General features: G+C 65.4%; 9 protein-coding genes and 2 pseudogenes. 5 read left to right on the forward strand and 6 right to left on the reverse strand.

The window, feature by feature from the left end:
* Positions 1 to 247: 247 nt before the first annotated feature.
* The 6 genes and pseudogenes from FPY90_RS03870 to FPY90_RS03895 all read right to left on the reverse strand — a co-directional run bounded on the left by FPY90_RS03870 (position 248) and on the right by FPY90_RS03895 (position 6,406).
* The gene (locus tag FPY90_RS03870; RefSeq protein WP_498683928.1) at positions 248 to 1,387 is read right to left on the reverse strand and encodes a PQQ-dependent sugar dehydrogenase; all 1,140 of its coding nucleotides are present in this window, start codon (positions 1,385 to 1,387) and stop codon (positions 248 to 250) included.
* Between the two features lie 61 nt (positions 1,388 to 1,448).
* Positions 1,449 to 2,027, reverse strand: coding sequence for a cyclophilin-like fold protein (locus FPY90_RS03875; RefSeq protein WP_498683930.1), 579 nt, complete (start codon positions 2,025 to 2,027; stop codon positions 1,449 to 1,451).
* 83 nt (positions 2,028 to 2,110) lie between these two features.
* On the reverse strand, positions 2,111 to 3,385 hold the full coding sequence (locus FPY90_RS03880) for an MFS transporter (protein WP_498683931.1): 1,275 nt from the start codon (positions 3,383 to 3,385) through the stop codon (positions 2,111 to 2,113).
* Between the two features lie 610 nt (positions 3,386 to 3,995).
* A pseudogene (locus tag FPY90_RS03885) lies at positions 3,996 to 5,054 on the reverse strand (alkene reductase).
* Positions 5,055 to 5,184: 130 nt separating this feature from the next.
* Positions 5,185 to 5,328, reverse strand: coding sequence for a hypothetical protein (locus FPY90_RS03890; RefSeq protein ID WP_498683932.1), 144 nt, complete (start codon positions 5,326 to 5,328; stop codon positions 5,185 to 5,187).
* A gap of 59 nt (positions 5,329 to 5,387) precedes the next feature.
* A pseudogene (locus FPY90_RS03895) lies at positions 5,388 to 6,406 on the reverse strand (zinc-dependent alcohol dehydrogenase family protein).
* Positions 6,407 to 6,541: 135 nt separating this feature from the next.
* Between FPY90_RS03895 and FPY90_RS03900 the strand changes: the two are divergent.
* From FPY90_RS03900 to pepN, 5 genes are all read left to right on the forward strand, one after another.
* Positions 6,542 to 7,438, forward strand: a complete 897-nt coding sequence (locus tag FPY90_RS03900) for a helix-turn-helix transcriptional regulator (RefSeq protein ID WP_498683933.1) — start codon at positions 6,542 to 6,544, stop codon at positions 7,436 to 7,438.
* A gap of 189 nt (positions 7,439 to 7,627) precedes the next feature.
* Complete coding sequence (locus FPY90_RS03905) at positions 7,628 to 7,993, forward strand: cyclophilin-like fold protein (protein ID WP_498683934.1); 366 nt, start codon at positions 7,628 to 7,630, stop codon at positions 7,991 to 7,993.
* 208 nt (positions 7,994 to 8,201) lie between these two features.
* Positions 8,202 to 8,927 (forward strand): dihydrofolate reductase family protein, encoded by a 726-nt coding sequence (locus tag FPY90_RS03910; RefSeq protein WP_498683935.1) that lies wholly within the window; start codon positions 8,202 to 8,204, stop codon positions 8,925 to 8,927.
* A 169-nt stretch (positions 8,928 to 9,096) separates the two neighbouring features.
* Positions 9,097 to 10,611, forward strand: coding sequence for an SDR family NAD(P)-dependent oxidoreductase (locus FPY90_RS03915; protein WP_071214970.1), 1,515 nt, complete (start codon positions 9,097 to 9,099; stop codon positions 10,609 to 10,611).
* 141 nt (positions 10,612 to 10,752) lie between these two features.
* Positions 10,753 to 13,392, forward strand: a complete 2,640-nt coding sequence (gene pepN / locus FPY90_RS03920; protein ID WP_498683937.1) for an aminopeptidase N — start codon at positions 10,753 to 10,755, stop codon at positions 13,390 to 13,392.
* Positions 13,393 to 13,457: the final 65 nt, after the last annotated feature.

Below are 13,457 nucleotides of genomic sequence, written 5' to 3' on the forward strand. Positions count from 1 at the left end.
GGTGCTGCAGGCCCGGCGAAACGGACACCTCGACGCATGGCCGACAACCGAGTAGCTCGTGAATTCGTCACATATCCGATGCTAAGGATGGACGCGTCCATTTACGGTCGTTACCCGACACAGCAGCATGTAGCTGCCCCCATCGGCGCCAGTCGGCCATGTCATATCCGCGAGATTCCTCTATGCAATTTCTTCCGCGCTTCGAACGCACTTGACGGGCTGGAATACAGGGCGAGGGCACAGACTTCTACTCTTGTTCCAGATCCACGCCGAGGATGCGGTCGTCCTCGGGACCCGGCGTCCCGCGGCCATCGGTGTTGTTGGTGAGGAACCACAGCTCCCCGTCCGGGGTTACCGTGACATCCCGAATGCGACCGTACTCGCCGACGTAGTGGTCGGTTGACGTGGCGGGGTCAGCGACGGGCACCGCGCGCAGCACCGATCCGCGCAGGTTGGCGATGAACAGGGTCCCATCGATGTGCGTCATGCCGCTGGGGCTGGCCGCATCAGGGGTCCACTGCTGCACCGGGTTAGTGAAGCCCTCGGCGTCGTCGATGCCCTCGACGGTCGGCCACCCGTAGTTGGCGCCGGCGCTGATGATGTTCAGCTCGTCCCAGGTGTTTTGCCCGAACTCTGTTGCAAACATTGTCCCGTCCTGCGCCCACGCAAGTCCCTGTGGGTTGCGGTGCCCATAGCTGTAGACCAGGGAACCGTCGAACGGATTGTCATTGGGTACATCCCCGTCGGCGCTCATCCGCAGGATCTTGCCGCCCAGCGAATCCAGGTCCTGTGCTTGGTCGGCCTGCCCGGCGTCTCCCACGGTGGCATAGAGCATACCGTCCGGGCCAAAGGCGAGGCGTCCTCCGTCGTGGTAGCTCGCCGAGGGGATCCCGTCAAGAATCGAATCGGCAGCGCCCAGCGCCAGCGCCCCGGACTCGCCGGTGATATCGAAGCGTTGGATGCGGTTCTCCCCGGCACCCGTCGAGTAGACGTACAGCCGTCCATGGTCATCGACCGCCAGGCCCAGCAGGCCGCCCTCGCCGGCGCCGGCCACCCCTGGAACCGTCCCGATGACACGGGAGCTCCCGTCCTTGGCCAGTTCGAGGATGCGGGCGCTGTCGCGTTCACTGACCAAGGCCTTGCCGTCACGGAACACCACGGACCAGGGGGCCTGAATGCCGCTGCTGACCACCCGCGGAGTGCCGGTGGGTGCCGCAGCTCCGGCCGGTTCCGCCGACGAGTACGTTGATGGCGACGGCGTTGACGGTCCATCCGATGAGGTGGCCGGCGGCGAGGGCTGGGCCGGAGGTGTCGGTGTGCATGAAGTCAGCAGAAAGCTGAACCCCAGGCCGGCGGCCAGCACCGATGCTGCTCGTAGGTTCTTCAAGGTTTTCTCCTGGGCGTTCCGAGTTTCTTGTGATGGTTCTAGGGTGGCCGAAGTGCCTGCCCTAGTCGAGACGGGCGACGGTGATGTCACTGCCTTCGAGGAGCTCCAATTGTTCGCCCGTGGCTTCGTAGGTCCCGAGATGGATGGTTTGGTCCGAAAAGTCAATGCCCGCGGTGTTGTAGTAGAAACCGAGGTTTCCCCACGGCTTGAAGTAGATCAGGTCGCCGTCTACCGGGTCCGAGCCCGAAGAACCTTCGGTCACCAGCTCCCGGGGCAGGTTGGCGATCTTCTCCCGCCCCGCGAATTCCTCGACAGGTACGGTGAGCGGGAGCATCGAGAGGAAGTCCCTGGCGGTGGGGTTCTCCGGCTTGATGGTGACATCGATGGACGTCTGCCCCGAGGTGAAACGCACGACGGGCAACTGCTCGGCGGCTGTTTCCGTGGCCGTTGATTCAGGCGCGGACGTGGTCGGGCTTGTCGCGGGCATCGATGCGGACGGCTGTGACGTGCTGGTCGCGGAGAGGGAGCTTGGCTCCGTGCCCGTTACCGGGGTCGAAGGTGTGGCGTCACCGGTCTGGGCGCATCCGGTCAGGGCCAGCAACAGCGCCAGAGATCCGGCGGTGATGTGGTTTCTACGCATTCGTCGTGTCTCCTGTTGTCTGGTCGGTTGGAGGCGGTGTTTGGTGCGGCGGGTGCTGCGCGACTAACTCGCTTCCACGGAGGCTAGCGGGCAGAAGGGAAGGCATAACGACGTGCCATGAAGACGAGGGCCAGGGCAACGGCTGCCAGGGCAACCATCAGGATGGGCAGGAGCGTACCGTCGGCGGAACTGATCAAAACGGCACCGATAATGCCAGCGAAGAAGATGGCGACGTTGAACGCGACCCCGAGCAGGGAATTTGCGATATCGGCGTTCTCTCCACTGGCTGCACTGATGGAGCTCTGCAGTTGTGGTGCCGCTCCGCCGAAGGCAATTCCCCAGAGGGCAAGGGCCACCAGCACGGCGATCAGCGACTGGCTTCCGGCGATGAAGATGACGCCCGCGATCAGGAAGAGGGAGAGGCTGGCCAGGACCAGGGGCCGCGGTGCCCGGTCAATGAGGGTTCCGGTGATCCAGATGCCAACCAGGGCTGACACCCCGAACACCACCAGGGCCACGTCCACCGAGATGGACTCACTTGTCGTCCGCAGATAGGAGGCGATGTAGGTGTAAACGGTGTTGTGCGCCAGCATCCACGCAAAAATGACCACGAGGATCACCGATACCCCGGGGATGGAGAACACGCGGAGCATCGGGATTTGGGATTCCGCGCGCTGGCCGGGGGCATCGGGGACGATCGCCAGTGCGAGCAACCCGGTGAGAATCGTCAAGGCGGACAGTGCCCAGAAGGAGAAGCGCCAGTCAAAGGTTGTGCCCAGCCACGACCCGAGGGGCGTGCCCACGGCCAACCCGAGCGGCGTGCCGATCGAGGCAATGGCCAGGGCCCTTCCGGCGAACTTCGGGGCGGAGATTCGACGCGCGTAACCGGCCATCATTCCCCACGCCAACCCGGAAAAGGCTCCGGCAACGAACCTGGCCGACAGGGAAAGAATGATGTCCTCCGAGCCGGCCGCGACGATGTTCGCCACCAGAAAGCCCAGGATGGCTACGAGGAAAACGGGCTTGCGCCGCATCCCGCGGGTCAGCGCAATGGCAGGGATCGTGAGGACCACGGTGCCCAGCGCGTAGGCGCTGACCATTTGACCCGCGGTGGCCTCGGCAATGCCCAGTCCGCTGGCGATCTGAGGCAGCAAGCCCGCTGGCATGGTTTCGGTGGCAATGAGGATGAAGCCCATGAGCGCCATGACGAGCAATGCAGCCAGTGGCAGTCGATCGCCCGGAACCCGCGGGATCGCGGCCGCCGTTGGCATCGCTTCGGCAAGTTTCGTTGCTCCCGCGCCGATTCCCGGCGTGGCGCCGTCGCTTTCGGCGCGGCTCGAGAAGGTTTCTTTCGTCAAGGTCGTTTCTTCCTGCTTGCTGTGGCTGCTGGCGCCGCCGGCGCGTGGATTGTTGGTTGTTCAATCTCCATCAAACAGCAGGTTCGCCCGCCGTGGGAGTCCACGTTGTGAGGGGTACCGGCAGTGATCCCTTCGTCGGCAAGGGGTGGATCGGCAAACGGCCGTATACCCAGAGTGGGCCATGGGCACCGTTGACCCGATCGGGAACCACTCCCGGAGCAAACCGAACGGGCCGACTCATGATGAGGGCCTCAGCGTGGTTCTGTCCGATCGCCATGCAGCCGGTAAGAGCCACACAGGGAGAGGCCGGTCATGGAGCCTGCCCAATCCGGTGATTGGAGTGCTCGGGCACCGCCCGGCGCGGCGACCGCTCTCTCCCCCGGCGGGGCGCTCCTCGGCAGCCTCTTCTTTCAGTGGTGCCCAGCCATTCGGGATCTGCCCGGCAGCGAGTTCACCGACTGGCGCGCCACGCAGGCTGCCGAGGACGGAGCGTTCGATGACAGCGACCAATCCGAGTACCAGAATGAACAGCACGAAGACGACGACGATTTTTCTCCTCGATCCAGCAGTGGAGCTGATCGAATCGTCCCTTGGACGAGTCTCCTTTGGCTCATGGATGGGAAGGAAAACGTGTCGATGGTTGACTTCCTTGGTGTGATTTCTGCCACGCGGCGTAGTCCGTGTAGCCCTTGGGGCCTTCGGTGTAGAACGTGGTGTGGTCGGGTTCGTTCAGCGGAAGCCCTTCTTGCTACCTGCGGACGAGGTCCGGGTTGGCAAGTGTCGGCCTGCCCACGACCACGGCATCGGCCCAACCACCCTCAGTGAGATTCCGTGCATCCTGCAGGGACGTCACCGAGTTGAATCCGGTGTTCAGGATGATTCTCCCACCGAATCGGGTGCGCACCTGCTGGACGAGTGAGCCGGAGGGGTCCGTGTGCAGGATGCTCAGGCCCGCCAGTCCCAGCGGGGCGATGCCTGCGGCCACGGCCAGGAAGGTGGCCAGGGCGTCGATGGGGTCGCTGTCCAGCGCGTCCTCGATGGTGTTTTCCGGTGAGATCCGCAGCCAGGTCTTGTCGGCTCCGATGGCCCGGGCGACGGCCGATGCCGTTTCGATGGTGAGCCGTGCACGGTCCTCCGGCGTTCCTCCGTAGCCATCGGTTCGGTGGTTGGCCGAGGGAGCCAGGAAGTGGTGGAGCAAATAGCCATTGGCGCCATGGATTTCCACGCCGTCGAAGCCTGCCGCGATGGCGTTGCGGGCAGCCTGGACGAAATCCGCAATGATTACCGGCAGTTCGTCCGTTTCCAGGGCACGCGGGACCTCGTAGGGGATCTTTCCCTCATAGGTCCTGGTTTGTCCGTGGATGGCGATGGCGCTGGGGGCCCCTGCCTGCTGGCCCGTGATGCCGGAGTTGGCAACACGCCCCGCATGCATGATTTGGGCGATGATACGTCCGTCTTCCGCGTGGACAGCGTCGGTGACCTTGCGCCAGCCATCGATCTGCGCCTGGGTTTCGAGTCCCGGTTGGCGCACGAAACCCTGTCCGTCAGCACTGGGGTAGATGCCTTCGGTGATCAGCATCCCCATGGAAGCGCGCTGCCGGTAGTACTCGGCGACGATCTCTCCGGGTACGCCGTCGCGGCCAGACCGGGAACGGGTGAGCGGGGCCATGACGAGGCGGTTGGGCAAGTCGAGGTCACCGAGGGTGATGGGGGAAAAGATACTCGAGGTTGTTCCTTATTCAGTGTTCATGTTGGATTTGATGACTCGTGTGCCGACTCTGTTTTCAGGGTCCGACCGTTTACCCTCCGCCGACGATTAGGGCGCGGGTTTCGGCGATATCGCCGGAAAACAGGTCCATCATCGGGGTCTCCACAATGCCGGGGTAGATGGCATTGATCTTGAACCCCTCGGCCGCGGAATCCAGGGCTGCCAATTTCGCCATGCCCATCACCCAGTGAGTGGACGCGGAAGCGTATGCGCTGCTTACGCCGCAGAGAGCGGTCAAGGCTGGAAGAGGACCTTGATGGCGCGACGTTCGTCCATGGCCTTGTAGCCTTCGGCGGCGTCATCCAGCGGGGGGGGTCAGGTCGAAGACCTTGCCGGGGTTGATCTTGCGGTCCCAGATCAGTTGGATCAGTTCGGGCAGGAACCGGCGCACTGGGGCGGGGCCGCCGTGCAGGTGCACGCCGGAGAAAACAACTCCTCGCCGGGCAGCTGCTCGTCGTGGGAAACCCCGACATAGCCGACGTGGCCGCCGGGGCGGGTGGACCGGATCGCCTGCATCATGGATTCCTGCGTTCCAACGGCCTCATGACGCTGTGCGCGCCGTAGCCACCGGTGAGTTCCTCGATGCGGGCAACCCCGGCGTCGCCGCGTTCCTCGACGATATCGGTGGCTCCGAATTCGCGGGCGAGGGCCTGGCGGTCGGCATGGCGGGACATGGAAATGATGCGTGTGGCGCCGAGTTGCTTGGATGCCATGATCCCTAGCAGTCCGACGGCGCCGTCACCGACGACGGCCACGGTCTTGCCAGGGCTTGCCTCGGCGGCCACGGCGGCAACCCAACCGGTGCCCAACACATCGGAGGCGGCCAATAGCGAGGGGATGAGGTCATCCTCGGGCATGGACGGGGTCGCCACGAGGGTGCCGTCGGCGTGTGGGATCCGGGCAAATTCGGCCTGGGTGCCGATCATGCTCATGATTTCGACATGGACACAGCGGGACTGGTACCCGGCCAGACAGATCTCACAGGTGTTGTCTGATGCCATGAACGAGCCGACAACGAAGTCCCCGGGCTTGACGGACTACACCTGCGCGCCGATCTCCTCGACCACGCCGACGTACTCGTGACCCATGGGGCTATCCGCCGCATCGTCGGCTCCGCGGTACGGCCACAGGTCGGAACCGCAGACGCAGGAAGCAGTAACCCGGATCACTGCATCGGTGGGGTGGACGATGGCGGGTTGTTCGCGTACGGCGACGCGTACATCGCCGGGTGCGTGCATGATGACTCCGCGCATGAGAGGTGATCCTCTTTGTAATCGGATCTTTTATCGATTCAACGACACCACGAATCGACCGCTGGACGGAGCCCCTGTTGATGGTGGTACCGCAAGGGACTCCCTCGGAGCCGGGGTCTCGTCTACCGTGGAAGCATGGATAATCGAGCAGAAGTGCGGGAGTTCCTTTCGTCGCGTAGGGACAAACTCACCCCGAAACAGGTCGGCCTCCCAACCGGCAACAACCGGAGGGTCAAGGGCCTGCGACGAAACGAAGTCGCCACCTTGGCTGGTGTCAGCATCGAGTACTACACCCGCATCGAACGCGGCTCTATCAGCGGCGTCTCCCCCGAGATCCTCGACGCCCTCGCCAAGGCGTTGCAGCTCGATGATGCGGAACGTGCACACCTTTTCGACCTCGCACAGGCGGCGAGCCCCGTAGCCAGACCTCCGCGGCGACGAAACCCCAAGACCTGGCTCGCACACCAATCCCTGCAATGGGTGCTCGACGCCGTCACGGCGGGGCCGGCGTTCGTCCGGAACGGACGCATGGATATCCTCGCGGTGAACCCCTTGGCCCGCGCGTTCTACAAGGATGTTTTCGATATGCCGGGCCAGGCGCCAAACATCGCCAGGTACACGTTCCTCGATCCCCGGGCCCACGATTTCTACCCCGATTGGGAACTCTTCGCCGAGGTCACCGTCGCCATCCTGCGCACCGAAGCTTCGCGCGATCCACACAACAAGGAACTCCACGACCTCATTGGGGAGCTCAGCACCCGATCCGACGATTTTCGGCGGCGGTGGAGCGCGCACAACGTCCGCCACCACGGGGCAGGTTCCAAGACCTTCCACCACCCGGTCGTCGGTGAAATCACACTGGCGTACGAAGGCCTGGAAATGGCAGCCGAACCCGGCCTGACCCTCACACTTTATGCCGCAGAGCCCGGTTCCAGCTCCGAACAGGCAATGCGGCTGCTCGCCTCGTGGGCAGCGACCGAGTACGGCATACAGGCCACCTCCACCGTCGCCGAGGCGCCAACCGACCGCTGAACCCGACAACGAAGACCAAGGTCCGACGCGCATTCCGTCGGCCTTGTACGGTGAAGCCCCGGCAGCGGTACCGCTCAGACTAGGACGGAACCTCCCAACAAGGTGCTCTCGGGCATCGGCACGGATAACTGGTCCCGCCACAGGGCTTCCAAAGACCAACCAACACGATCGAACAAAGGACGCATCTGCATGAAGATCGAACTGGCCATCAACGGAAACCGTGTTGACGCCCAACTGTATGACCATCCGGTGGCACGCGAACTGGCTGGGCTGCTGCCCCTCGATCTCGAATTCAACGATTTCAACGCGGTCGAGAAAGTCGCGACCCTCGACCAGGCACTTGGCCTGGATGGTGTGCCCCACGCGGATGCTCCCGGCCCTGGTGAAATCGGCTACTACGCCCCAGCCCAGGGCCTGGTCCTGTACTACGGCAGCCCCGGGAAATGGCCCGGACTCGTGCGCATGGGACGATTCGACTACGACTTGGGTGCGCTGCGCGCGCTACCGGACAGGACGCTGATCCATTTCGCATTGGCTGCCGTCCCCAACCCCTGACCCACCCCTCTAGTCGGTGAGGTCCCGTGGTCCCGCTCGGTGAGGAACACCCTTGAATCCTTTCCAAAAGCGCAGGACAGAGACTCCCAAAACCGCGCCAGACCTGCCTTCGACGGCAACAGAATCAACTGCACCGCGAGAAACGGGCGAGCAAGCCATCGACTGATTCGGCGCACCGAAGCAGAGAACTTCCGAGAAAAAGGACAACATGGAACGCCCATTCGTCATCATCCACACGCACACCTCAATCGACGGAAACATCGACGGAATGGACCTGCCCGCATTCGAAGCCGGCAGCCAGCTCTATCAAGACCTGTCGTTGACCCCCGGCAAGCAGGTGCTCAACGTGGATGCCTACCTGAACGGCAAGACCTCCACGGAAGACAACATCACCCACTACAAGGTCCCCGATGTGGACGAGCACGCCGCGCAGGTCCCGGCCGGGGACTTCATAGCCGAGCCCGATGCAGGCATGTACTACATTTCCATCGACCCTCGTGGGGAGCTCGCGTGGGAAACCAATACATTCGGTTACGGTGGCGTCCCCGCACATTTCCTTGACGTGCTCACCGACCAGGCAAGCAACGCCTACAAGGACTTCCTGCGCCGGAAGAAAATCTCGTACATCATCGCAGGCACCGATCAAGTCGACTACGGCATCATGCTGACCAAACTCGCCAACCTTGGCATCAAACGCCTCATGGTCGGTGGTGGCGGCACCATCAACTGGTCGTTCCTCCAGCAGGGCCTGGTGGATGAAGTCAGCATGGTGTTGGCCCCAATTGCGAATGGCGACCCTAATGCCCCTCGCTTTTTTACAGCCCGCGAACCGTATAGTTCTGTCAGTCCCGTCGCTTTGCGGCTGAGCAGCGTTGAAGACCTCGGCGACAGCGTCGTTTGGCTGCGCTATACCGTCAATCAGCCCACCCCATAGGACTCTTTTGATTTGTTGATCCGGGATCCGAGGCGTCGCCGTGTGGCCTGAACCGTCACGCCAAGGCATGGTTCCGGTTGGGGATCGCCACGCACTGCCCGACTGGGCTTGCAGGTTTTCCGGTCGACCGAAACCGTGATGAGGCACTGCCGGTAGACTTGATGGCGACATGACTGAGAATTATCCTGCGGCCGATGCGGCCGGCAATGACGAACTTTTCACCGCCGAGGAACTTGAGACGGCACTGAAGGTGCTGGGCCAGGTGCACCGGCTGGACGCCGAGGACGAACGGCACATCGCGGTGCGCCGGGCCACCGGCAAGATGTTCAAGTCCGCCAAGCGGCACCGCAAGAACGAGAAGCGATCGGCCATCAACGCCGCCGACCGCGCCGTGGTCGAGCGCACCGCCACAGGTTCCCCGCAGCGCCTGGACGACGAGACCCTCGGCCTGGACTTGAGCACCCCGACCGACGAGCACACCGCCGGCGAATACATCAAGCCGCGCGGCTGCTACATCTGCAAGCAGCGCTACACCACCGTGGACGCCTTCCACCACTACCTGTGCCCGGAGTGCGCCGCGGCCGGACGCGAGCGCCGCGATGCCCGGGCGGACCTGACCGGCAAGCGTGCCCTGCTCACCGGCGGGCGCGCCAAGATCGGCATGCACATCGCCCTGCGCCTGCTGCGCGACGGCGCCCACACCACCATCACCACGCGTTTCCCGCGCGATGCCGCACGCCGCTTTGCCGCGCTGGAGGACTCCGCGGACTGGATCCACCGCCTGCGCATCGTCGGCATCGACCTGCGCGATCCCTCCCAGGTGATCTCGCTGGCCGACCGCGTCGCCGCCGAGGGCCCGCTGGACATCCTGATCAACAATGCCGCGCAGACCGTGCGCCGCACCTCGAACTCCTACCTACACCTGATCGAATCCGAAAACCAGCCGCTGCCGGCCGAGCTCGAGTTCGCGCACGGCGGCCCGGAGGTCTGGGGCGAGGCCAATCCCCCCTCCGAGCACCCCAAGGCCCTGGCCAGCGCCTTCCGCCTGGAGGACTCGGCGCTGCTGGTCCCGGCAACCCCGACCAACTACGACGCGCAGGCCGTGGCCGACCTGGCCATGACCGCGGGCTCCGCAACGCTGGAGCGCATTGCCGCGGGCACCGCGATCGATGCCGGCGGGATGGTCCCGGACGTGGTCACCGAGAACTCCTGGACGCAGATCCTGGGCGACGTGGACGCGCTGGAAATGCTCGAGGTGCAGCTGTGCAACGTCACCGCTCCCTTCCTGCTGGCCTCGCGCCTGCGCCCGGCGCTGGCGGCCTCGGACGCGCACCGCAAGTACATCGTGAACGTCTCGGCCATGGAAGGGCAGTTCTCCCGCCGCTACAAGGGCGCCGGGCACCCGCACACCAACATGGCCAAGGCCTCGCTGAACATGCTCACGCGCACCAGCGCCGAGGAAATGCTGCAGACGGACCGGATCCTCATGTCGGCGGTGGACACCGGGTGGATCACCGACGAGCGTCCGCACGATTCCAAGGTCCGCATGGTTGCCGAGGGTTGGCACGCGCCGCTGGATTTGATCGACGGAGCGGCCCGCGTCTACCAGCCGATCGTCGACGGGGAACGCGGCATCGACCTCTACGGCTGCTTCCTGAAGGACTACGAGCCCTCCCCCTGGTAGGAGCTTGATGCGCCCGGTGGCCGGCCGCCGCTCGACGGCCGGCCACGAGGCGGCGCACGTTCCCTCTGCGGCCAATACGCGGGCCCGGCACCCGGACATTGTCAAACGCTCGTTTCATGTTTGAATGGTCTGGTGGATCACATGACCAGAACCCCGGGCCCGAACGAAAACCTCACGCGCGACGAGGCGGCATGGCGCGCCCAAACCCTGAAGGTGCTCTCCTACCGGGTGGAGCTCGACCTCTCGGCCGCGCAGGACCCGGCCGTGACCGGATACCGCTCCAGGACCACGCTGGTGCTCGAGGCCCACGGCACCACCGGCACCTTCCTGGACTTCATCCACGAATCCATCGAGTCGATCACGCTCAACGGCGCCCCCGTCGACCCGGGGCAGGCCGTCTCCGGCTCCCGCATCTACCTTGGAGACCTTCTCCAGGGCGCGGACTCCCCCAACACGCTCATCATCGACGGGCACGCACGGTACTCGCGCAGCGGCGAGGGATTGCACCGCTACGTGGACCCGGCCGACGGGCAGACCTACTGCTACACCCAGTTCGAACCCGCAGATGCCCGCCGCGTCTACGCAAACTTCGAGCAGCCCGATCTCAAGGCGCCCTTCACCTTCGTCGTGCGCGCACCGCAAGGCTGGCACGTCGGGTCCAACCAGGCCCCCGCCCGCGTCGAGGAACACGGCGACGGCACCGCGACCACGCACTTCGCCCCGACCCTGCCGATCTCCACCTACATCACCACGGTGCTCGCCGGACCCTACTTCGTGGCCACCGATACCTACACCCGCACCCTGGATGACGGCACGGAACTGGTCATCCCGCTGAACGCCACCTGCCGCGCCTCGCTCGCGGAGCACTTCGATCCGGAAAACATCCTGGAGCTGACCCGCACCGGGCTGGACTACTTCCACGAGCTTTTCGACTACCCCTACCCGTGGGGCAAATACGACTCGGCGTTCGTGCCCGAATACAACCTCGGCGCCATGGAAAACCCCGGGCTGGTCACCTTCACCGAGCACTACCTCTTCACCTCGCGGGCGACCGAGGCGCAGCACGAGCAGCGCTCGAACACGCTGATGCACGAGATGGTGCACATGTGGTTCGGCGACTTGGTCACCATGAGCTGGTGGGACGACTTGTGGCTCAAGGAGTCCTTCGCCGACTACATCGGGACCCTTGCCAACGCCGAGGCCACGGGATTCACCACTGCCTGGACCACCTTCGCCAACCGGCGCAAGGGCTGGGCCTACGTGGCCGACCAGCTGCCCTCCACGCACCCCATCGTCGCGGACATCACCGACCTGGAGGCAGCGAAGCAGAACTTCGACGGCATCACCTACGCCAAGGGCGCATCCGTGCTCAAGCAGCTGGCCGCCTACGTGGGGGCCGACGCCTTCCGCGACGCCGCGCGCACCTATTTCCGCGCCCACGAATACGCCAACACCACGCTCACCGACTTCCTCTCCGCCCTTCAGGCGGCCTCGGGCCGCGACATGGGCGCGTGGGCCGACGCCTGGCTGAAGACCGCCGGGGTCCCGCGCCTGGGCCTGGACCTGCAGCTGTCCGACGGGAAGATCACCGCCGCAACGCTCACCCAATCGGGCACCGACCCGATCACCGGGACCCCCATCACCCACCCGCACGTGCTGAACATGGGCCTGTTCAAGATCATCGATGGCGCCCTGGCCCGCACCGCAACCCACCGGGTGGAATTGGCCGGAAGCGGCGTGGACCTGCCCTTCCTGGCCGGGGCGGAGCGCCCGGACCTGATCCTGCCCAACGACGGGGACGACACCTACGCCATGGTGGACTTCGACGAGGTCTCCCTGGCCACGCTGCTGGGCCACCTGGGCACGCTGGCCGATCCGCTGGCCCGGGCCACCTGCTGGGCCGCGCTGTGGAACATGGTGCGCGACGCAAAGCTTCCGGCCCCCGAGTTCCTGGCCGCGGTGCGCGCCCACGCCGAGTCGGTCACCGAGGTCTCGGTCTTCGCGCAGCTGCTCGCCCAGGCGACCACCGCCATCAACCACTACCTGCCCCCGGAGCTGCGGGATGCCGAGCGCCGGGCCCTGGCCGAGGCCATCACCGCATGGCTGGATCGTGCCGCACCGGGAAGCGACGCGCAGGTCGCCGCGGCCCGCGCCCTGGCCGTGCTGGCCCGCGGCTCGGTTGCCGGGGACATCGTCGATTCCCTGCTCGCCGGCGAGGAACGCTTCGCGGGCCTGGAACTTGACGAGGAACTGCGCTGGGCCCTGTGGGCGGCCAAGGCCGCCGGCGGAACCCTGGACGAGGCTTCCCTGGCCCGGCTCGAGGCCGACGCGGCCGCGCACCCCTCGGCCGTGGCCACCGCCGGGCGCCTGCTGGCGCTGGCCGCGCGCCCGCAGCCTGCCGTGAAGCAGGCCGCGTTCCACGCGGTGCTCACCGGGGTGGACGCCGATGGCTCCGCCCTGTCCAACGAGGCGGTCTCCGCGACCGCCGCCGGTTTCCTGCTCGGGCCCCACGAGCTGCTCGACGGGCACTACGAGGAGTACTGGCCGGCGCTCGAGGGCATCTGGGAGTCGATGAGCATCGGCATGGCCACGCGCGTGATTTCCGGGCTCTTCCCCGCCGCCCAGGACCTGGCCGGCGACGGCGTGCACCCGGTCATGGCCCGGCTGGATGCCTGGCTCGAACAGAACCCCGACGCCCCGCGGGCGCTGCGCCGGATCCTGCTTGAGCAACGCGACTCCCTCGCCCGTTCCCTGGCCGCCCAGGCCCTGAGCGCCGGCTAGCTTCGGGAATTTCCGGGAACAGCGCGCCCGCCGGACCCCGGAGCCCGGCCGGCGCGCTCGCCGCG

It is taken from the genome of Arthrobacter sp. C2 (assembly GCA_024207135.1).
Lineage (GTDB): Bacteria > Actinomycetota > Actinomycetes > Actinomycetales > Micrococcaceae > Paeniglutamicibacter.